Source organism: Pseudomonas sp. F007 (genome assembly GCF_057814275.1).
Genome location: NZ_JBVATA010000001.1, coordinates 743,536 through 764,197, shown reverse-complemented (window position 1 = coordinate 764,197; position 20,662 = coordinate 743,536). Strand labels below are relative to the sequence as shown.

The 20,662-nt window shown below is 62.3% G+C and carries 16 protein-coding genes and 1 pseudogene; 10 read left to right on the top strand and 7 right to left on the bottom strand.

The annotated features are described in order from the left end of the window. Positions 1-4 precede the first annotated feature (4 nt). From murD to lpxC, 9 genes are all read left to right on the top strand, one after another. Positions 5-1,351: a UDP-N-acetylmuramoyl-L-alanine--D-glutamate ligase gene (gene murD / locus ACZYR5_RS03575; protein WP_489087881.1), complete on the top strand. Its 1,347-nt coding sequence runs from the start codon at positions 5-7 to the stop codon at positions 1,349-1,351. Further along, complete coding sequence (gene ftsW, locus ACZYR5_RS03570; RefSeq protein ID WP_489087882.1) at positions 1,348-2,565, top strand: putative lipid II flippase FtsW; 1,218 nt, start codon at positions 1,348-1,350, stop codon at positions 2,563-2,565. Before murD ends, ftsW begins: the two co-directional genes overlap by 4 nt. Then, the gene (gene murG / locus ACZYR5_RS03565; RefSeq protein ID WP_489087883.1) at positions 2,555-3,625 is read left to right on the top strand and encodes an undecaprenyldiphospho-muramoylpentapeptide beta-N-acetylglucosaminyltransferase; all 1,071 of its coding nucleotides are present in this window, start codon (positions 2,555-2,557) and stop codon (positions 3,623-3,625) included. The genes ftsW and murG overlap by 11 nt, the downstream gene beginning before the upstream one ends. Continuing rightward, complete coding sequence (gene murC / locus ACZYR5_RS03560; RefSeq protein ID WP_489087884.1) at positions 3,618-5,078, top strand: UDP-N-acetylmuramate--L-alanine ligase; 1,461 nt, start codon at positions 3,618-3,620, stop codon at positions 5,076-5,078. The genes murG and murC overlap by 8 nt, the downstream gene beginning before the upstream one ends. Then, positions 5,075-6,031 (top strand): D-alanine--D-alanine ligase, encoded by a 957-nt coding sequence (locus tag ACZYR5_RS03555; protein ID WP_489087885.1) that lies wholly within the window; start codon positions 5,075-5,077, stop codon positions 6,029-6,031. The genes murC and ACZYR5_RS03555 overlap by 4 nt, the downstream gene beginning before the upstream one ends. A gap of 4 nt (positions 6,032-6,035) precedes the next feature. Beyond that, positions 6,036-6,902, top strand: coding sequence for a cell division protein FtsQ/DivIB (locus tag ACZYR5_RS03550; RefSeq protein WP_489087886.1), 867 nt, complete (start codon positions 6,036-6,038; stop codon positions 6,900-6,902). Between the two features lie 14 nt (positions 6,903-6,916). Further along, positions 6,917-8,179 (top strand): cell division protein FtsA, encoded by a 1,263-nt coding sequence (ftsA, locus tag ACZYR5_RS03545; protein ID WP_027619570.1) that lies wholly within the window; start codon positions 6,917-6,919, stop codon positions 8,177-8,179. Positions 8,180-8,283: 104 nt separating this feature from the next. Next, positions 8,284-9,480, top strand: coding sequence for a cell division protein FtsZ (gene ftsZ, locus ACZYR5_RS03540; protein ID WP_027619571.1), 1,197 nt, complete (start codon positions 8,284-8,286; stop codon positions 9,478-9,480). A 112-nt stretch (positions 9,481-9,592) separates the two neighbouring features. Then, complete coding sequence (gene lpxC, locus ACZYR5_RS03535; protein WP_027619572.1) at positions 9,593-10,504, top strand: UDP-3-O-acyl-N-acetylglucosamine deacetylase; 912 nt, start codon at positions 9,593-9,595, stop codon at positions 10,502-10,504. Between the two features lie 141 nt (positions 10,505-10,645). Here lpxC and ACZYR5_RS03530 read toward each other — a convergent pair whose 3' ends face one another. Further along, positions 10,646-12,139, bottom strand: a complete 1,494-nt coding sequence (locus ACZYR5_RS03530; protein WP_489087887.1) for a sensor domain-containing diguanylate cyclase — start codon at positions 12,137-12,139, stop codon at positions 10,646-10,648. A gap of 40 nt (positions 12,140-12,179) precedes the next feature. On the opposite strand from ACZYR5_RS03530, the pseudogene ACZYR5_RS03525 reads away from it, so the two are divergent. Then, a pseudogene (locus tag ACZYR5_RS03525) lies at positions 12,180-12,270 on the top strand (outer membrane lipoprotein carrier protein LolA); the annotation flags it as partial. Between the two features lie 35 nt (positions 12,271-12,305). On the opposite strand, the gene ACZYR5_RS03520 reads toward ACZYR5_RS03525, so the two are convergent. From ACZYR5_RS03520 to ACZYR5_RS03495, 6 genes are all read right to left on the bottom strand, one after another. Continuing rightward, positions 12,306-13,625, bottom strand: coding sequence for an OprD family porin (locus ACZYR5_RS03520; RefSeq protein ID WP_489087888.1), 1,320 nt, complete (start codon positions 13,623-13,625; stop codon positions 12,306-12,308). A gap of 193 nt (positions 13,626-13,818) precedes the next feature. Beyond that, entirely contained in the window at positions 13,819-14,043 is a 225-nt protein-coding gene (locus ACZYR5_RS03515; protein WP_489087889.1) for a hypothetical protein, read from the bottom strand. A gap of 112 nt (positions 14,044-14,155) precedes the next feature. After that, positions 14,156-15,520, bottom strand: coding sequence for a heavy metal sensor histidine kinase (locus ACZYR5_RS03510; RefSeq protein ID WP_489087890.1), 1,365 nt, complete (start codon positions 15,518-15,520; stop codon positions 14,156-14,158). Beyond that, positions 15,510-16,187: a heavy metal response regulator transcription factor gene (locus ACZYR5_RS03505; protein ID WP_027619576.1), complete on the bottom strand. Its 678-nt coding sequence runs from the start codon at positions 16,185-16,187 to the stop codon at positions 15,510-15,512. The genes ACZYR5_RS03510 and ACZYR5_RS03505 overlap by 11 nt, the downstream gene beginning before the upstream one ends. Before the next feature lie 8 nt (positions 16,188-16,195). After that, positions 16,196-19,291 (bottom strand): multidrug efflux RND transporter permease subunit, encoded by a 3,096-nt coding sequence (locus ACZYR5_RS03500; RefSeq protein ID WP_489087891.1) that lies wholly within the window; start codon positions 19,289-19,291, stop codon positions 16,196-16,198. Continuing rightward, positions 19,288-20,457 (bottom strand): efflux RND transporter periplasmic adaptor subunit, encoded by a 1,170-nt coding sequence (locus ACZYR5_RS03495; RefSeq protein ID WP_489087892.1) that lies wholly within the window; start codon positions 20,455-20,457, stop codon positions 19,288-19,290. Before ACZYR5_RS03495 ends, ACZYR5_RS03500 begins: the two co-directional genes overlap by 4 nt. Positions 20,458-20,662 lie beyond the last annotated feature (205 nt).

The following is a 20,662-nucleotide window of genomic DNA, read 5'->3' as shown; positions in this document are numbered from 1 at the left end:
ACGAGTGTCCCTGATCGCTTCTGACCACTTCCGCATCGTTGTCGGCCTCGGCAAGAGCGGCATGTCCCTGGTTCGCTTCCTGGCGAACCGGGGCGTGGCGTTTGCCGTGGCCGATACGCGGGAAAATCCACCGGAGCTGGTCACGCTGCGCCGTGACTACCCGCACGTGGAAGTGCGTTGTGGCGAGCTGGATGTCGAATTCCTCTGCCGTGCCGATGAGCTCTACGTGAGCCCCGGCCTGGCGCTGGCGACTCCGGCCCTGCAGGCGGCCGCTGCCCGTGGGGTGAAACTGTCCGGTGACATCGAGCTGTTCGCGCGTAACGCGAAGGCGCCGATCGTCGCCATCAGTGGCTCCAACGCGAAAAGTACGGTGACCACCCTGGTCGGTGACATGGCGGCTGCGGCCGGCAAGCGCGTGGCGGTGGGCGGTAACCTCGGCACGCCGGCGCTGGATCTGCTCAGCGACGACGTCGAGCTGTACGTGATGGAACTGTCGAGTTTCCAGCTGGAAACCACCGACCAGCTCAACGCCGAAGTGGCCACCGTGCTGAACATCAGCGAAGACCACATGGACCGCTACAGCGGCCTGCCGGCCTACCACCTGGCCAAGCACCGGATCTTCCGTGGCGCGAAGCAGTTCGTGGTCAACCGCCAGGATGCACTGAGCCGGCCGCTGATGGGCGAGGGCCAGCCGTGCTGGACCTTCGGCCTGAGCAAGCCGGATTTCAAGGCGTTCGGGATCCGCGAAGAGGACGGCGAAAAGTACCTGGCGTTCGAATTCCAGAACCTGATGCCGGTGCGTGAACTGAAAATCCGTGGTGCGCACAACCAGTCCAACGCCCTGGCGGCACTGGCGCTCGGCCATGCAGTCGGTCTGCCGTTCGATGCGATGTTGACGGCCCTGCGCAGCTTCGCCGGTCTCGAGCATCGCTGCCAGTGGGTACGTGATCTCGATGGCGTCAGCTACTACAACGACTCCAAGGCGACTAACGTCGGCGCCGCTCTGGCGGCCATCGAAGGCCTGGGCGCGGACATCGCCGGCAAACTGGTGCTGATCGCTGGTGGCGATGGCAAGGGCGCCGAGTTCAAGGACCTGCGTGACCCGGTCCTGGCCCACTGCCGCGCCGTGGTGCTGATGGGCCGCGATCGCGAGCTGATCGGCGAAGCCATCGGCGACGGCGTGCCGCTGATTCGCGTCAACTCGCTGGACGAGGCGGTCGCGCAATGCCGCGCCCTGGCCCAGCCGGGTGATGCGGTGCTGTTGTCACCGGCCTGTGCCAGTTTCGACATGTTCAAGAACTACGAAGAGCGTGGGCACTTGTTCGCCCGGGCCGTGGAGGGCTTGGCATGAGTCTGCGCGACATCATCAAGCCTTATCCTTCGCCGATCATCACCGGACGCGGAATCGACCTCGACTTCCCGATGCTCGCCGGTTGCCTGGCACTGATCGGCCTCGGGCTGGTGATGATCGCCTCGGCGTCCACCGAAGTGGCTGCGGTGCAGTCGGGCAGCGCCCTCTATTACATGATTCGCCACCTGATCTACGTGGTGCTGGGGCTGGGTGCTTGCGTGGTCACCATGATGATCCCGATTGCCACCTGGCAGCGTCTCGGCTGGCTGATGCTGATCGGCGCGTTCGGCTTGCTGGTGATGGTGATCATTCCGGGGATCGGCCGTGAAGTGAACGGTTCGATGCGCTGGATCGGCTTCAGCTTCTTCAACGTCCAGCCTTCGGAAATCGCCAAGGTGTTCGTGGTGATCTACCTCGCCGGTTATCTGGTGCGGCGCCAGAAAGAAGTGCGCGAGAGCTGGATGGGTTTCTTCAAGCCGTTCATCGTGCTGCTGCCGATGGCCGGCCTGCTGCTGATGGAGCCGGACTTCGGCGCCACGGTGGTCATGATGGGCGCGGCGGCGGCCATGCTGTTTCTCGGCGGGGTCGGGCTGTTCCGCTTCTCGTTGATGGTGGTGCTGGCGGTGGCGGCGGTGGTGTTGCTGATCCAGGTGCAGCCTTACCGGATGGCGCGTCTGACCAACTTTGCCGACCCGTGGGCTGATCAATTCGGCGCCGGTTACCAGCTGTCGCAGGCGTTGATCGCCTTTGGTCGTGGCGAATGGTTTGGGGTTGGCCTGGGTAACAGCGTGCAAAAGCAGTTCTATCTGCCGGAAGCCCACACCGACTTCGTGTTCTCGGTATTGGCCGAAGAGCTGGGGGCGATCGGATCGCTGTGCACCGTGGCGCTGTTCACCTTCGTCTGTATTCGCGGCATGTACATCGGCTTCTGGGCCGAACGCGCCAAACAGTATTTTGCAGCCTATATCGCCTACGGCCTGTCCTTCCTGTGGATTGGTCAATTCCTGATCAACATCGGGGTGAATGTCGGCCTGCTGCCGACCAAGGGTCTGACCCTGCCGTTCCTCAGCTACGGCGGCAGCTCGCTGGTGATCTGCTGTGCCTGCCTGGGCCTGTTGCTGCGCATCGAGTGGGAGAGTCGGACCCACCTGGGCAGCGAGGAAATGGAATTCAAGGAGAGTGATTTTGCCGAGGAGCCAACCCATGGGCGCTAACGTGCTGATCATGGCGGGCGGCACCGGTGGCCACGTGTTCCCGGCGTTGGCCTGCGCACGCGAGTTCCAGGCGCGCGGTTATACCGTGCACTGGCTCGGCACGCCCCGTGGCATCGAAAACGAGCTGGTGCCGAATGCCGGCCTGCCCTTGCACCTGATCAACGTCAGCGGCCTGCGCGGCAAGAGCAAGCTGTCGCTGCTCAAGGCACCGTTTGTGTTGCTCAAGGCCGTGATGCAGGCGCGCAAGATCATTGCGCAGCTGAAGCCGGTCTGCGTTCTCGGTTTCGGTGGCTATGTCACCGGCCCTGGCGGTGTTGCGGCCCGGCTTGCTGGTGTGCCGGTAATCGTCCACGAACAGAATGCCGTGGCCGGTACCGCCAATCGGTTGCTGGTGCCGTTGGCCGCCCGAGTCTGCGAAGCTTTCCCGGATACCTTCGCTGCCCGCGATAGCCGGCGCACCACCGGCAACCCGGTGCGCACCGAACTGTTCCTCGAAACACCGCGCCCGGCGCTGGCCGGACGCAAGGCGCGTTTGCTGATCCTCGGCGGGAGCCTGGGCGCAGAACCCTTGAACAAGTTGCTGCCCGAAGCCCTGTCGCAGGTGCCTGTGGACCTGCGTCCGGAGGTGTTTCACCAGGCTGGCAAGAATCACGATGAAGTGACTGCCGAGCGCTATCGCGCTGCTGGCGTCGAGGCGCAGGTGCAGCCGTTCATCAAAGACATGGCCCAAGCCTATGGCTGGGCCGACCTGGTGGTCTGCCGCGCGGGTGCGCTGACCGTCAGCGAGCTGGCTGCCGCCGGTCTGCCCTCGATGCTGGTGCCATTGCCCCACGCGATCGACGATCACCAGACCCGCAACGCCGATTATTTGGCCCGTGAAGGCGCTGCCTTCCTGATGCCGCAAAGAACGACTGGCGCCGCGGATCTTGCCGCGCGCCTGACAGAGGTGCTGATGCAACCACAACGACTCAACGACATGGCCGGCGCCGCTCGTCGCCTGGCCAAACCTGATGCCACCCGCAACGTGGTCGATATCTGCCTGGAGGTGGTGCATGGTTGAGAATCAGAAAGCCATGCCGCAGCCGGAAATGCGCCGCATCCGTCGAATCCACTTCGTCGGCATCGGCGGCGTGGGCATGTGCGGGATTGCCGAAGTGTTGCTCAACCTGGGTTATGAAGTGTCGGGCTCCGACCTCAAGGCCTCCCCGGTGACCGAGCGCCTGGAATCCTTTGGCGCACAGATTTTCCTTGGCCACCGCGCCGAGAACGCCGCGACCGCCGATGTGCTGGTGGTCTCGAGTGCCGTGAACACCTCCAACCCGGAAGTGGCAACTGCCCTGGAACGCCGGATTCCGGTGGTCCCGCGTGCCGAGATGCTCGCCGAACTGATGCGCTACCGCCACGGCATTGCCGTCGCCGGTACCCACGGCAAGACCACCACCACCAGCCTGATTGCCTCGGTGTTCGCCGCCGGTGGCCTGGACCCGACCTTCGTCATCGGTGGCCGCCTGAATGCAGCCGGCACCAATGCACAACTGGGCACCAGCCGCTACCTGATCGCCGAAGCCGATGAGAGCGACGCCAGCTTCCTGCACCTGCAGCCGTTGGTGGCCGTGGTCACCAACATCGACGCCGACCACATGGCGACCTACGACGGTGACTTCAACAAACTGAAGAAAACCTTCGTCGAGTTCCTCCACAACCTGCCGTTCTACGGCCTGGCCGTGGTGTGCCTGGACGACCCGGTGGTTCGCGAAATCCTCCCGCAGGTCAAGCGTCCGACCGTCACCTACGGCTTCAGCGAAGACGCCGACGTGCGCGCAATCAATGTGCGCCAGACCGGCATGCAGACCTTCTTCACCGTGCTGCGTCCTGACCGCGAGCCGCTGGACGTGTCGGTCAACATGCCAGGCAACCACAACGTGCTGAACTCGCTGGCGACCATCTGCATCGCCACCGACGAAGGTGTCAGCGACGAAGCCATCGTCCAGGGCCTGTCGGGCTTCCAGGGCGTGGGCCGACGCTTCCAGGTCTACGGTGAACTGCCGGTCGATAACGGCCACGTGATGCTGGTGGATGACTACGGTCACCACCCGACCGAAGTCGCTGCGGTGATCAAGGCCGTACGCGGTGGCTGGCCGGAGCGCCGCCTGGTGATGGTCTACCAGCCACACCGCTACAGCCGTACGCGCGACCTGTACGACGATTTCGTCAATGTGCTGGCCGATGCCAACGTGCTGCTGCTGATGGAAGTCTATCCGGCCGGCGAAGAACCGATCCCGGGCGCCGACAGCCGCAAGTTGTGCAACAGCATTCGCCAGCGTGGCCAACTCGACCCGATCTACATCGAGCGCGGTGTCGACCTCGCGCCACTGGTCAAGCCGCTGCTGCGTGCCGGTGACATTCTGCTGTGCCAGGGCGCCGGCGATATCGGTGGCCTTGCCCCCAAACTCTTGAAAAGTCCGTTGTTCGCGGGCGCCGTTGTCGCGCCCAGTGAAGGGAAGCTGAAATGACTGCTGACTACGCCAACCTGTCCTCGACCATCGCCCCGAAAGACTTCGGCCGCGTCGCCGTGCTGTTCGGTGGCAAGAGCGCCGAGCGCGAAGTGTCGCTGAAATCCGGCAACGCCGTGCTCGAAGCCCTGCAAAGTGCAGGCGTGGACGCCTTCGGTATCGATGTTGGCGATGACTTGCTGCAGCGCCTGCTCAGCGAAAAGATCGACCGCGCGTTCATCATTCTCCACGGTCGTGGCGGTGAAGACGGCAGCATGCAGGGTCTGCTGGAAGTCGCCGGTATTCCCTACACCGGCAGCGGCATCCTCGCCTCGGCGCTGGCCATGGACAAACTGCGCACCAAGCAGGTGTGGCACACCGTGGGTATTCCGACGCCCCGCCATGCGGTATTGAGCAGCGAAGCCGATTGTATTTTGGCAGCGACGGAACTGGGCTTCCCTTTGATCGTCAAACCGGCGCATGAAGGTTCAAGTATCGGTATGGCCAAAGTGACATCAGCGTCTGAATTGACCGACGCCTGGAAAGCGGCCAGCACCTACGATTCGCAAGTCCTGGTTGAACAATGGATCCAAGGTCCGGAGTTCACCATTGCCATGCTGCGTGGCCAGGTATTGCCGCCGATCGCCCTGGGCACGCCACACACTTTCTACGACTACGACGCCAAGTACATCGCGTCCGATACCCAGTATCGGATTCCGTGCGGCCTCGACAGTGCCAAGGAACAAGAACTCATGGATCTCACGGCCAAGGCCTGTGAGACGCTGGGTATCGCCGGTTGGGGACGGGCTGACGTGATGCAGGACGCCGAAGGGCAGTTCTGGTTTCTCGAGGTCAACACCGCACCGGGCATGACCGATCACAGCCTGGTGCCGATGGCGGCACGGGCGGCTGGCCTGGATTTCCAACAGTTGGTGTTGGCAATCCTCGCAGCCAGCATTGAGTCGCGAGGTTAAGTCCATGCAAGGCGCCCAGCTTCGTCATCCAACCCCCGTACCCGGCCGCAAGCCGGTGCCACGGGGTGCCAGTCGAATGGTGGCTAAAGAGCCGTTGTCGGTGCGCCTGCCCAAAGCCAACTTCGGCTTTCTCAAGGCTTTGTTCTGGCCGGTGCTGCTGGTGGCGCTGGGTTTCGGTACCTATGAAGGTGCGCAGCGCCTGATGCCGTATGCCGACCGGCCGATCACCAAGATCAATGTGCAGGGCGACCTGAGCTACATCAGCCAGCAAGCGGTACAGCAGCGGATCGCGCCTTTCGTCGCGGCGAGCTTCTTCACCATCGACCTGGCGAGCATGCGCACCGAGCTGGAAACCATGCCCTGGATCGCCCACGCCGAAGTGCGTCGGGTCTGGCCGGACCAGGTGGTGATTCGCCTGGAAGAACAACTGCCGGTGGCCCGTTGGGGTGACGAGGCATTGCTGAACAACCAGGGCCAGGCCTTCACCCCGCGTGAGCTGGCCAACTACGAACATTTGCCACAGCTGTTCGGTCCACAGCGGGCCCAGCAGCAAGTGATGCAGCAGTATCAGGTGTTGAGCCAGATGCTTCGGCCGTTGGGCTTCTCCATCGCCCGGCTGGAGTTGCGTGAACGTGGCAGCTGGTTCCTGACCACAGGTGCCGGCAGTGCGGGACCGGGGATCGAGTTGTTGTTGGGCCGCGGCAACCTGGTGGAAAAGATGCGCCGCTTCTTTGCCATCTACGACAAGACGCTTAAAGAACAGATTACGAACATTGCGCGCATCGACCTGCGTTATGCCAACGGCCTCGCCGTCGGCTGGCGGGAACCTGTAGCGCCCACGACGGCCCAACCCGCCGTCGCGAAGAATTGAGAAGAGGCAGGACCATGGCAAACGTGCAAAGCGGCAAAATGATCGTCGGTCTGGATATCGGTACCTCCAAGGTGGTGGCACTGGTAGGCGAGGTCGCGGCCGATGGCCAGCTGGAAATCGTCGGGATCGGTACCCATCCTTCCCGCGGCCTGAAGAAGGGCGTGGTGGTCAACATCGAATCCACCGTGCAGTCGATCCAGCGCGCCATCGAAGAAGCGCAACTGATGGCCGGTTGCCGGATTCACTCGGCATTTGTCGGCGTTGCCGGCAACCACATTCGCAGCCTGAACTCCCACGGCATCGTGGCGATTCGTGATCGCGAAGTCAGCTCCGCCGACCTTGAGCGCGTTCTCGACGCTGCGCAGGCCGTGGCGATCCCGGCCGACCAGCGCGTCCTGCACACCCTGCCGCAGGACTACGTGATCGACAACCAGGAAGGCGTGCGTGAGCCGCTGGGCATGTCCGGCGTGCGCCTGGAAGCCAAGGTCCACGTGGTCACCTGCGCGGTCAACGCCGCACAGAACATCGAAAAGTGCGTGCGTCGCTGCGGCCTGGAAATCGACGACATCATCCTCGAGCAACTGGCCTCGGCCTACTCGGTGCTGACCGACGACGAGAAAGAGCTGGGCGTGTGCCTGGTGGACATCGGCGGCGGTACCACCGACATCGCGATCTTCACCGAAGGGGCGATCCGTCACACCGCAGTGATCCCGATTGCCGGCGACCAGGTGACCAACGACATCGCCATGGCCTTGCGCACGCCGACCCAGTACGCCGAAGAAATCAAGATTCGTTATGCCTGCGCCCTGGCCAAACTGGCCGGTGCCGGTGAAACCATCAAGGTGCCAAGCGTCGGCGACCGTCCGCCGCGCGAACTGTCGCGCCAGGCCCTGGCCGAAGTGGTCGAGCCACGTTACGACGAGCTCTTCACCCTGATCCAGGCCGAGCTGCGTCGCAGCGGCTACGAAGACCTGATCCCGGCTGGCATCGTGCTGACCGGCGGTACCGCGAAGATGGAAGGCGCGACCGAACTGGCCGAAGAGATTTTTCACATGCCGGTTCGCCTGGGCGTGCCCCATGGCGTCAAGGGCCTGGACGATGTCGTACGCAACCCGATTTATTCCACCGGCGTGGGTTTGCTGATGTACGGCCTGCAGAAGCAGTCCGATGGCATTTCCTTCTCGGGGATCAGCAGCAACCGCGATAGCTACAGCAACGAGGAAGCCAAGAGCCCGTTGATCGATCGCATCAAGAGCTGGGTCCAGGGCAACTTCTAAAGAAGCAGCGGCAAGCTTCCAGCTTGAAGCTGCAAGACAGAGCAAGCAGCAATACGCAGTACAGCAGTAGGCGAAAAAAACTAGAGAATTGAAGGAGAGGGAAAATGTTCGAACTCGTAGACAACATCCCCGCAAGCCCGGTCATTAAAGTCATCGGTGTTGGCGGAGGCGGCGGCAACGCCGTCAACCACATGGTCAAGAGCAACATTGAAGGCGTTGAGTTCATCTGCGCCAACACTGATGCCCAGGCGCTGAAAAGCATCAGCGCGCGGACCATCCTGCAACTGGGTACCGGCGTGACCAAAGGCCTGGGTGCCGGCGCGAATCCGGAGGTTGGCCGTCAGGCTGCCCTGGAAGACCGCGAGCGCATCGCTGAAGTGCTGGCCGGCACCAACATGGTATTCATCACCACTGGCATGGGCGGCGGTACCGGTACCGGTGCGGCGCCAATCATTGCCGAAGTGGCCAAGGAAATGGGAATCCTCACCGTTGCGGTGGTGACCCGTCCGTTCCCGTTCGAAGGTCGCAAGCGCATGCAACTGGCCGACGAAGGCATCCGCCTGCTGTCGGAAAGCGTCGACTCGTTGATCACCATCCCTAACGAAAAACTGCTGACCATCCTCGGTAAAGACGCCAGCCTGCTGTCGGCTTTCGCCAAGGCCGACGACGTGCTGGCCGGTGCCGTTCGTGGTATCTCCGACATCATCAAGCGTCCGGGCATGATCAACGTCGACTTTGCCGACGTGCGTACCGTGATGAGCGAAATGGGCATGGCGATGATGGGCACTGGCTGCGCCAGCGGTCCTAACCGTGCACGTGAAGCGACCGAAGCAGCCATCCGCAACCCGCTGCTCGAAGACGTCAACCTGCAAGGCGCGCGTGGCATCCTGGTGAACATCACCGCCGGTCCTGACCTGTCCCTGGGTGAGTACTCCGACGTGGGTAGCATCATCGAAGCCTTCGCTTCCGAGCACGCCATGGTCAAGGTCGGTACCGTTATCGATCCGGACATGCGCGACGAGCTGCACGTGACCGTGGTGGCTACCGGTCTGGGCGCGAAAATCGAGAAGCCGGTCAAGGTTATCGACAATACCGTTCACACTTCCATGACCAGCGCCCCGGCTCCTGTTGCCGCTGCCGCACGTCAGGAACTGCCGTCGGTGAACTACCGCGACCTCGATCGTCCAACCGTGATGCGCAACCAGGCCCAGGCCGGCGCAGCCGCGGCGGCGAAGCTGAATCCGCAAGATGATCTGGACTACCTGGACATCCCGGCATTCCTGCGTCGTCAGGCCGATTGATGAAATGTATCAGGGCTATGAAGGTGATTGGTGTTCAGCAAAGGCGTGGTCTGCTATCATCGCCAGCCTTTGTTGATACCAGTTCGCAATTTGCGCTGAAGCGGCCCAAGCCATGATTAAACAACGCACACTGAAAAATATTATCCGTGCCACAGGTGTAGGTCTGCACTCCGGGGAGAAGGTATACCTGACCCTCAAGCCTGCACCGATCGACACCGGAATCGTCTTTCGCCGTGCCGACCTCGATCCTGTGGTCGAGATCCCGGCGCGTGCGGCCAACGTCGGCGAGACAACCATGTCGACGACGCTGGTCAATGGCGACGTGAAAGTGGACACGGTTGAGCACTTGCTCTCGGCCATGGCTGGCCTGGGCATCGATAACGCCTACGTCGAGCTCTCCGCGTCCGAAGTGCCAATCATGGATGGTAGCGCTGGACCTTTCGTATTTCTGATTCAATCGGCAGGCCTGGAAGAACAGGACGCTGCCAAGAAGTTCATCCGCATCCTGCGTGAAGTGACAGTGGAAGACGGCGACAAGCGCGCCACTTTCGTCCCTTTCGAAGGCTTCAAGGTGAGCTTCGAGATCGATTTCGATCACCCGGTGTTTCGCGACCGCACCCAAAGCGCCAGCGTGGATTTTTCCAGCACTTCGTTCGTAAAAGAAGTCAGCCGCGCCCGTACCTTTGGTTTCATGAGTGATATCGAGTACCTGCGCAAGCACAACCTCGCACTCGGCGGCAGCGTTGAAAACGCCATTGTGGTTGACGCCGATGGTGTACTGAACGAAGACGGCCTTCGCTATGAAGACGAATTCGTGAAGCACAAGATTCTCGATGCAATTGGCGACCTCTACCTGCTGGGCAATAGCCTGATTGGTGAGTTCAAGGGCTTCAAGTCCGGCCATGCACTGAACAACCAGCTGCTGCGCAAGTTGATTGAGCAGACAGACGCTTGGGAAGTCGTGACTTTTGAAGACGCCAGCACTGCTCCTATCTCTTACATGCGCCCGGTTGCGGCAGTGTAAGTAAAAAACCTCTCTAGTTTTTTAAAGGCTGCCTTCGGGTGGCCTTTTTTTATTCCTGAACTTTCTCCCATCCCCTTGTAGGAGCGAGCTTGCTCGCGAAAAACGTCAACGATAACGAGCAATCCCGGACAAAACAAAAATCTACCCCAACGCACCCACCACCCGATTACGCCCCTCGCCCTTGGCCTGATACAACGCCTTGTCCGCCCTGAACATCAGGTTCTCCAGATTCTCGTTCACTTGTCCGCTGGAGGTAGCCAGGCCAATGCTCACGGTCATCGGCGCTTCGTCATCGGCAAACGGCGGCATCCGCTCGACCGCCGCGCGAATGTTCTCGGCAATCCGCAGCGCCCCGGCGTTGTCGGTTTCCGGCAGCACCACGGCGAACTCCTCTCCGCCGTAACGGGCCGCCAGATCGCCAGGGCGGCGAATGTTTTCAGTGATGACCCGGGCCAACACGCGCAGGGCATCGTCACCGCCCTGATGGCCGTGGCGATCATTGAAGGCCTTGAAGTGGTCGGCGTCGATCATCAGCATCGACAGCGGCTTGCCTGAGCGCTGGGCGCGAGACCATTCGCGGCTCAGCACTGCATCCAGGGTGCGGCGGTTGGCGACACCCGTCAGCGAATCGATCGCCGCCTGTTGTGCCAGTTCCTGCTCGGCGTGATGGCGCAGGCGCAGTTCGCGGCACAGCAGCAGGGTCAGCCACAGCAGGCCGATGCACAGCACCCCGGTGGCGCCGCTGATGACGTAGGCGGTGCGTCGCCAGGTGGCGAAGATTTCATCCACCGACAGCGCCACGCTGACCGTCAGCGGCAAGTTGCCGACGCGGGAGAAGGTGTACAGCCGATCACGCTGGTCCATGCTCGAGACGCTGGTGAAGCTGCCGCTGCCCTCGCGCATGATGCGAATCACGTTGGGCCGGGCGCCGAAGCTCTGGCCGATGCTGTTGTTGAGCAGCATGGGCTTTTGCGCGAGCAGGATGCCGTCCTTGTCGAGCACGTTGAGGGTGCTGTCGTTGCCGATGTCCAGGCCGTTGAACAGCTCGTTGAAGTACTCGAGGCGCATCGACGCCACGGCGACGCCGAGAAACTCACCGTTGGTGGAGGAGATGCGGCGGCTGAAGCTGATCTGCCACTGGTCGTTGTCAGGGCAGTCGCAACGGGGCTTGAACGGGCGGCTGATGAACATCCCGGTGTCGTGGTTGAAGGCGTGGGCGAGGAAGTAGTCGCGGTCGGCAAAATTGCCCGGCTTGGGCTCTATCAATGAGGAGTCGGCCGTGACGTTGCCGTACTTGTCCAGCAACAACAGGTCGCCCTTGAAGCGTGCGGCGCTGGAACGATCGAACAGCACCAGATGGCGCACCTGCGGCGACACCTGTTGCAGGTCCTTGCGCTGGGAGGCGGCAATCAGGCCTTGCAGCGACAGGTCATAGAGTTCGACGTTGCGCAGCACATCGGCGTCGATCAACTGCACGATGTTGTTCGCACTGCGGGTCGCGGCCTGCAAAGCGTTGGCGTGCTCGCGGATGAGCAGGAAGGTGACGATGGCGATGATCGCGATGACTGTCAGCGAGCTGCCGAGAATCAGCATGAATTCCGGGCGCCGGGTGTTGCCCGTCAGGGGAAGGTGCATACGGCGGGTGCTCTGACAAATTATTTGTGTAGGAGCGAGCTTGCTCGCGAAGATCGTGAACGATGACGCGTGCATCCTGAGTCAACGCGGCGCGCTTAAGTTCTTCGCGAGCAAGCTCGCTCCTACAAAGTATTTCATTTGCCTGCATCAAGCCGCTACTGCTTACCTAGAAAACATTCAGCGGATAGTCGACGATCAGCCGATATTCGTCCGTATCACTGTCCAGCGACCCATACCCATTGCCGCCGCGATGGGTCGCCCATTGCAGGCGCAGCGCCAGGTCCTTCGCCTTGCCACCTTGCACCACATACTGCAGGTCGAGGTCGCGCTCCCAGTGTTTGGCGTGCTTGCCGTCTGCGTTGTACCAACTGGCGTAGCCGGGGCTATTCGGATCGACCTTGCTCAGGTTCAGCGTGCCGCGCGAGTACGACAGCGCCGAGGTCAGTCCCGGCAGGCCGGCACCGGCGAAGTCATAGGCGTATTTGAGTTTCCATGAGCGCTCGTTGGGGCCGTTGAAGTCCGAGTACTGCTGCGAGTTGTCGAGGTAGACGCTGTCGCCCTGGGCGATGTAGTCGAACGGTGTGTTGCCGTTCACCCGCTGATACGCCGCGGTGACGCTGTGACTGCCGATCCCGACCGTGAAGTGCAAGCTGTAGGTGTTGTTGTCGATGGCGCCGAGCAGGGCATCGCCGCTGTCCTGGGTGTGGTAGTAGTGCAGGCCCGGGTTGAGGCTGACCAGCTCGTTTAGCTCGTGGGTATAGTCGAGGTCGTAGTAGTACTGGTTCCAGACGTCCTTCAGTTGGGAGGCGTACAGGCTGCTGCTCAATCCAGAGACACCGCTCCAGGCAGTCCCGACCCAACTCAGGTGCTGGCTTTCCTCGCCATCGGGCAAAGCGCCGTAGCCGCTGCCAATCCGTTGATGGCCGCTCTGGTTGTAAGGCTTGGTGAAGCTCGCCTGGCCGCCCTCGAGCAGCCAGCCATCGAAGCTGTGGTTGCTCAGGCTGACGCCGCGGAAGGTCTGCGGCAGCATGCGGCTCATGCCGCCGGCGATCACCGGGTTGTTGAGAAACAGATCGCCGGCCTTGAGCTCGGTGTCCAAGGCGCGCACCTTCAGGGTCGCGCCAGCGGTGGAAAATGAAGACGGCGCCTTGCCGTTGCCATCGCCGACCGGAAGTATGCTCGAGTTGTCGGTGCCGCCACCGCCATCGAGTTTCAAGCCGAGCATGGCATGGGCATCAACCCCAAAGCCGACGCTGCCCTGGCTGTAGCCTGACTGGAAAATGCCGAGCAAGCCCTGGCCCCACTCGATGTTGTCGTCGCTGTGCTGCAGACGATTTCGATTCATGTAGTAGTTGCGGGCGTTGAGGTCGAGGCTTGAGCCTTCAACGAAGCCTGTTGGGCTGGAATCTTCTGCGGCCTGGCTGGCGGTGGCGATCGTTGCGGCGATTGCAACGAACAGGGTACGGCGACTAACGGTGATGCTCACGAGGGATACAGCTCCTTGAATCAATAGCCAACAGGGCCATTGTTTGAAGTCCAGTGTTTCTTATAGGCAGTAACGAAGTTTCCAGTTGTAAAAACATAACAAAAAAAAGCCGCTGATAGCAGCGGCTTTTAAGACAACTCAACCTGGGAAAGAGCCGGGAAAAGTGTCGAGGGAAACAGTTACATAGTGCGGATCAGCTATCTTTTTCAACCTGTGGTTGAGCCTTGATAGTCGATGCTTGCGGGGTGTGCTCAGGGTTTTGGGCCTTGGCGGTCAGTTCGGCCTGGGCCTGGTCGAAGGCGGCAGCGCGCGCGGCATTTTGCGCGACAAAGGCTGGCGACTCTTCGGCCATGGCCAAAGGCGAGAGGAACAGGGACGACAAAACGAAAGCGCTGGCAATACCCATACTATTGGACATCTTTAAAACCTTCTTGCTTGGCAAGTGCTGTTTGGTGCGGGCAAAGATAAGGCGCTTGGGCAAACGGAAACAGAGCGATTTACAGAAAGGACTATTGCGCCAGAAGCAACAGTCAGACCGGCAAACAAATGCCGAAGGTGTTGACCCCATCATCGCTGCGCACAAACACATCGCCGCCGTGCATCAACGCAATTGCCTTGACGATGGCCAGGCCGAGGCCATGGTTGGCGCCGCTGTTGCTGCGCGAGGCGTCAACTCGATAGAAGCGCTCGAACAGCCGGCCCAGATGCTCACCGGCGATCGGCTCGCCCGGGTTGGCCACGCCGAGGCGCACCTGGTGTTCTTCAGTGGCGATATGCACCTCGATCACCTGCCCGGGCGCGGTGTGCTGCACCGCGTTATTGAGCAAGTTGATCAAGGCCCGGCGCAGGTGGGCGATCTCGATCTGCACCTGGGCATCGCCGCTGACCTGCACGCGGACCTGGGCATCTTCGAGGATGAAATCCAGGTAATCGAGGGTGGTCGCCACTTCGTCAGCCAGCGAGGTGGCGGTGAGTTTGGTGGCCTTGCTGCCCTGGTCGGCGCTGGCGAGGAACAGCATGTCGTTGATGATCGAACGCAGGCGTTCCAACTCTTCCAGGTTCGATTGCAGCACTTCGAAGTAGTGTTCGGCCGAACGTCCACGGGTCAGGGCCACCTGGGTCTGGCCGATCAGGTTGGTCAGCGGCGAGCGCAGTTCATGGGCGACGTCGGCGTTGAATGACTCGAGGCGCGTGTAGGCTTGCTCGACCCGTTCCAGGGTCGAGTTGAACGAGGTGACGAACTGATCGAGTTCCGGTGGCAGGGGCGACAACTGCAGGCGCGCCGACAACAGCGGCGGCGCCAGGCGTTGCGCCTCATGGGACAACTTGATCAGCGGCTTGAGGCCAATGCGCGCGACCCAGTAACTCAACGCGCACGACAGCAACACGCCGACGATCGCCAGGCCGATCAAGGCGATCAGCAAGTGGTGCTGGGTTTCGTAAACCGTCTGGGTGTCGATGCCGATCATGAAGCGCAGGGGCGGGCGCTGATCCTTGGCCGGAAATTGGCTGACCAGCACCTTGAGCGGGTAGGGCTGCTGCGGCAACTGCATGTCGCGCATGCCCAGCGGGCCTTCGGCAAAAGCGCGGATCTGCGGGGTGATGGTGCCGTATTCGTATTGGCGGTCGCCACTGATGATCCAGAAACGGATGCGTTTGTCTTCTTCGCCCAGCAGCTTGAGCTTGTTGTTGATCTTCACCCAATGTTCCGGTGTACCGAAGCGCCCGACCGTGGATTCGAGCACGCTGTAGCGCGCGTCCAGTTCAGCTTCCGGCAGCAGGCCCAGGCCCTTGTCGACCTGTTGATACAAGGCCCAGCCGATCAGCAGGAACACCAGCGCCGCCACCAGGCTGAACATCGCGCTCAGGCGCAGGGCGATGGAGTTACGGGGCACGGCGGCTCTCCAGCACGTAGCCCATGCCACGGATGGTGTGCAGCAGTTTCTCTTCGAACGGGCCGTCGATCTTCGCCCGCAGGCGCTTGATCGCCACTTCGACGACGTTGGCATCGCTATCGAAATTGATGTCCCAGACCATCTCCGCAATCGAGGTTTTCGAGAGGATCTCGCCCTGGCGCCGGGCCAACACGCTGAGCAGCGAGAACTCCTTGGCGGTCAGGTCCAGGCGTGTGCCGGCGCGGGTGGCCTTGCGGCTGATCAGGTCAATCCACAGGTCGGCGACGCTGACCTGCACCGGTTCGTGGCCGCCGCTGCGCCGGGTCAGGGCTTGCAGGCGGGCCACCAATTCGAGGAACGAAAACGGCTTGCCGAGGTAGTCGTCGGCGCCGTCGCGCAAACCGCGGATGCGGTCTTCGACCCGTTCGCGGGCGGTGAGCATGATCACTGGCGTCTGCTTGCGCGCGCGCAGTGCCCGAAGTACGCCAAAACCGTCGAGGCCGGGCAGCATGACGTCGAGGACGATCACTGCGTAGTCGCCTTCCAGGGCCAGGTGCAGGCCCTCGATGCCGTCGGGCGCGACGTCGACGGTGTAGCCTTGTTCGGTCAGGCCGCGATACAGGTAATCCGCGGTTTTTTCTTCGTCTTCGACAATCAGGACGCGCATGACCCGCCTCAGTGTGTGGTCGCCAGCGCGGGCGCTGGCGTGGGCCGATGGAATAGCCGCTCGAGCCACAAGTATATGACCGGCGTGGTGAACAGCGTCAGCGCCTGGCTGACCAGCAGCCCGCCGACCACGGCGATACCCAGCGGTTGGCGCAACTCGGCGCCGGTGCCGTGGCCGAGCATCAACGGCAGGGCGCCGAGCAAGGCGGCGAGGGTGGTCATGATGATCGGCCGGAAACGGGTGATACAGGCTTTATAGATCGCCTCCTCGGGCGACAGGCCGCCGTTACGTTGAGCATCGAGGGCGAAGTCGATCATCAGGATGCCGTTCTTCTTGACGATGCCAATCAGCAGCACCAGGCCGATCAGGGCCATGATCGAAAAGTCCTGGCCCAGCAGCCAGAGCATGATCAGCGCGCCCAGACCGGCCGACGGCAGTGTGGAAATGATCGTCAGCGGGTGTACAAAGCTCTCGTAGAGCACGCCAAGGATGATGTACACCGCCACCAGCGCCGCGAGGATCAGCCACGGCTGACTGGCCAAGGAGCTCTGGAACGCCTGGGCGGCGCCCTGGAAGTTGCCGTTGACCGAAGTCGGCATGCCGATCTCGGCCTTGGCCTGATTGAGCAGAATCACCGCATCGCCCAAGGCCACGCCGGGCGCCAGGTTGAAGGACAGGTTGGCGGCCGGGAACATGCCGTCGTGGGCAATCGACAAGGGGCCGACCGTCGGCGCATCGAAACGCGCCAGCGCCGACAGCGGCACCATCTCGCCGCTCAAGGGCGAGCGCAGGTAGAAGTAGGCCAGGCTTTCGGCCTTGCCGCGCTGGCGGGTGTCGAGTTCGAGGATCACGTTGTATTGGTTGATCTGGGTCTGGAACTCATTCACCTGACGCTGGCCGAAGGCGTCGTAGAGCGCTTCGTCGACATCGCTGGCGGTCAGCCCGAAACGCGCGGCGGCGGCCCGGTCGATGCTGATGTGGGTGATGCTGCCGCCCAGTTGCAAGTCATTGGACAGGTCGCGGAAGGCCGGGATAGTGCGCAGTTTTTCGGTCAGGCGCTGGGTCCACAGGTTGAGGGTCGGGCCGTCGTTGCTCTTGAGCACGTACTGGTACTGGGCGCGGCTCGGGCCCGAGCTGAGGTTGATGTCCTGGCCGGCGCGCAGGTACAGGACGATGCCCGGGACTTTCATCAATTGCGGGCGAATGCGGTCGATGAACTCACTGGCCGAAACATCGCGCTCGCCGCGTTTTTTCAGGGCAATCCAGAACCGGCCGTTGGCGATGGTCTGGTTGCTGCCCGAGACGCCGACCGAGTGGGAGAACGCCTGAACGGCGGGATCGGCAGCGACGATTTCCGCCATCGCCAGGTGTTTTTTCACCATGTCGCCGTAGGAGATATCGGCAGCAGCTTCGGTGGTGCCGAGGACGAAACCGGTGTCCTGCACCGGGAAGAAACCCTTGGGGATAAACACATAGCCGGCCACCGCCATCCCCAGGGTCACCAGGAACACCCCGAGCATCAGCTTCTGGTGCGCCAGGGCGCGGCGCAGGCCGTGTTCATACCAGGCCAGCAGGCGCTCGCCAAAGCCCGGCTTGGCGTGGGCGTGGTGTTTCGGTGCGCGCATGAACAGCGCGGCCAGGGTTGGGGCCAGGGTCAGGGACACCACCACCGAAATCATGATGGTCGAGGTGGCGGTCAGGGCAAATTCCTTGAACAGTCGTCCGACCACACCACCCATGAACAGCAGCGGGATGAACGCCGCCACCAGCGAGAAACTGATCGATACCACCGTGAAGCCGATCTCGCCAGCGCCCTTGATCGCCGCTTCGCGCATGCCATCGCCGGCTTCCAGGTGGCGGTGGATGTTTTCCACGACGACAATCGCATCGTCGACCACGAAGCCGACGGAAATCACGATCGCCACCAGGGTCAGGTTGTTCAGGCTGAAACCCATCACGTACATCAGGGCGAAACTGGCGATCAACGACACCGCCAGCACGCTGGAGACAATCAGCGTCGCCGACAGCTGGCGCAGGAACAGTGCCATTACCGCGACCACCAGCAGCACCGCGATCAGCAGGGTCAGCTCCACCTCATGCAGCGAGGCGCGGATGGTCTGGGTGCGGTCGATCAGCACCTTGACCTCGACCGACGCCGGCAACATCGCCTGCAGGCTCGGCAAGGCGGCCTGGATGCGGTCGACGGTCTCGACGATATTCGCCCCCGGCTGGCGGAATATCACCAGGTTGACCCCGGGCTGGGTTCCAGACCAGGCCTGCACGTAGGCATCTTCCGCACCGTTAACCACCTTGGCCACGTCGCGCAGATGGACTGGCGCACCGTCCTTGTAGGAAACGATCAACTGGCCGTATTCCTCGGGGTGGAACAATTGGTCGTTGGTCGACAGCGTAGAAATGCTCGACTCGCCATACAGCGCGCCTTTGGCCAGGTTGAGACTGGTCTGCTGGATCGCCAGGCGGATGTCGGCCAGGGTCAGGCCGATGGCGGCGAGTTTGTCGGCCGAGGCCTGGACGCGAATCGCCGGGCGCTGTTGGCCGGTGATATTGACCTGGCCGACACCGTCGACCTGGCTCAGTTGGCGGCCGAGCAGGGTTTCGGCGTAGTCGCTCAATTGCGTGCCGGGCATCTGCAGCGAGCTGACGCTGAGGATCAGCACCGGGCTGTCGGCCGGGTTGACCTTGCGCCAGGTCGGCAGGGTCGGCATGTCCTTGGGCAGCTTGCCGGCCGCGGTGTTGATCGCCGCCTGGACTTCCTGGGCGGCGGTGTCGATGCTTTTGTCGAGGGTGAATTGCAGGGTCAGGTTGGTCGAGCCCAGAGCGCTGCTGGAGGTCATCTGGGTCACGCCGGGAATCGCGCTGAACTGCACTTCCAGCGGCGTCGCCACCGACGAGGCCATGGTGTCCGGGCTGGCGCCGGGCAGCAGGGCGTTGACCTGGATGGTCGGGAATTCGGCTTCCGGCAGCGGCGCGATGGGCAGCTTGGGGAAGGCGATCAGGCCGAGCAGCACCAGGGCGAAGGTCAACAGCACCGTGGCCACCGGATGGTCGATGCACCAGGCGCTGATGCCGCCACGGGCCTTCATGGCTGGGCCTGCGTGGCGGTGGCTTGGGTCAGCTCGGTCGGCTCGTCGAGAATCTGTACGCTGGCCCCCGGTTTGAGCCGCGATTGGCCGTCGCTGACCAGCACGTCACCGGCTTGCACGCCCTTGATGATGTTCAGGTCGCTGTTCTGATAGACCATCTGTACCGGTACCGATTCGACCTTGCCGTCCTTGACCCGATAGACGAAGTGCTGGTCGAGGCCGCGCTGGACCACGGTCGGCGGCACCACCAGCGCATCCTTGTTCAACGCGGTCTGGATCTTGATGGTCACCAGTTGCCCGGGCCAGAGCTTTTGCCCGGCGTTGTCGAATTCGGCCTTGGCGCGGATGGTCCCGGTGTTGGCGTTGATCTGGTTGTCGATCAGGGTCAGATGGCCTTCACCCAGCAGGTCGCCGGTCTGACCGTCGGTGTCAGCCCCCAGATAGGCGTTGACCGCCGCTGCCGGCGTGGCGCCGATCAGCCCTTGCAAGGTGGGCAGCATTTGCTGGGGCAGGGAAAACTCGACGGCGATGGGGTCGATCTGAGTCACGGTGAACAGGCCCTGGGTGTCACTCATGCGCAGGAAGTTGCCTTCATCCACGGTGCGAATGCCGACCCGACCGCTGACCGGTGAACGAATCTGCGTGTAGGAAAGCTGTACCTGCGCGGCGTCGATGGTCGCCTGATTGCCGAGCAAGGTGGCTTGCAACTGCTTGACCAGCGCCTGTTGCTGATCGTAGGTCTGCTTGGACACGCCGTCATCGACGCTGAGCAGCTTGTAGCGCTTGAGATTGACCAACGCCACCTGCAACTGCGCCTGGCTTTCCCCCAGTTGTGCCTTGGCCTGGTCGAGGCTGGCGCGAATCGAGCGGTCATCGATAGTGGCCAGCAGGTCACCGGCCTTGACCCATTGTCCTTCCTTGACCAGCAACTTGGTGAGAATGCCGTCGATCTGCGGACGTACGACCACGCTGTGCAGCGACAGCACCGAGCCAATCCCGCTGACGTAACGCGGCACATCGCGCTCGGCGACGCTGACCACGCGCACGGGAATCGCCGTCGGCGCCGTCAGTTTGCTCGAGGTCGGGCGCAGCAGGATCCAGGCGCCGGCGGCGACCAACACAATCAGGGCGCCGACGAGCAGCAGGGAACGTTTGTGGGTGGGCATCAGGTCAGTCGCCAGGGCCAGAGGGTTGGATTGGGAGCAGTATGCCTCTGTTATAGGCTTTCGATCCGGTCAGCAGCGTGACGGCTAACTGACAGCGGCGACAGTTTCGAGTGACAGGACTTGTCGTCTCAAGCCAGAAGCTTGCCGCTGCGCTTCCCGCTATACTGCCGGTCTTTCGTGGCCCACCTTTCGGGTCCGACTCAAT

Excerpts from the sequence above, each read along its gene's own strand:
- ftsW (WP_489087882.1), top strand. The coding sequence starts at position 1,348 with ATGAGTCTGCGCGACATCATCAAGCCTTATCCTTCGCCGATCATCACC.
- murG (WP_489087883.1), top strand. The coding sequence starts at position 2,555 with ATGGGCGCTAACGTGCTGATCATGGCGGGCGGCACCGGTGGCCACGTG.
- murC (WP_489087884.1), top strand. The coding sequence starts at position 3,618 with ATGGTTGAGAATCAGAAAGCCATGCCGCAGCCGGAAATGCGCCGCATC.
- ACZYR5_RS03555 (WP_489087885.1), top strand. The coding sequence starts at position 5,075 with ATGACTGCTGACTACGCCAACCTGTCCTCGACCATCGCCCCGAAAGAC.
- ACZYR5_RS03550 (WP_489087886.1), top strand. The coding sequence starts at position 6,036 with ATGCAAGGCGCCCAGCTTCGTCATCCAACCCCCGTACCCGGCCGCAAG.
- ftsA (WP_027619570.1), top strand. The coding sequence starts at position 6,917 with ATGGCAAACGTGCAAAGCGGCAAAATGATCGTCGGTCTGGATATCGGT.
- ftsZ (WP_027619571.1), top strand. The coding sequence starts at position 8,284 with ATGTTCGAACTCGTAGACAACATCCCCGCAAGCCCGGTCATTAAAGTC.
- lpxC (WP_027619572.1), top strand. The coding sequence starts at position 9,593 with ATGATTAAACAACGCACACTGAAAAATATTATCCGTGCCACAGGTGTA.
- ACZYR5_RS03530 (WP_489087887.1), bottom strand. The coding sequence starts at position 12,139 with ATGCACCTTCCCCTGACGGGCAACACCCGGCGCCCGGAATTCATGCTG.
- ACZYR5_RS03515 (WP_489087889.1), bottom strand. The coding sequence starts at position 14,043 with ATGTCCAATAGTATGGGTATTGCCAGCGCTTTCGTTTTGTCGTCCCTG.
- ACZYR5_RS03505 (WP_027619576.1), bottom strand. The coding sequence starts at position 16,187 with ATGCGCGTCCTGATTGTCGAAGACGAAGAAAAAACCGCGGATTACCTG.
- ACZYR5_RS03500 (WP_489087891.1), bottom strand. The coding sequence starts at position 19,291 with ATGAAGGCCCGTGGCGGCATCAGCGCCTGGTGCATCGACCATCCGGTG.
- ACZYR5_RS03495 (WP_489087892.1), bottom strand. The coding sequence starts at position 20,457 with ATGCCCACCCACAAACGTTCCCTGCTGCTCGTCGGCGCCCTGATTGTG.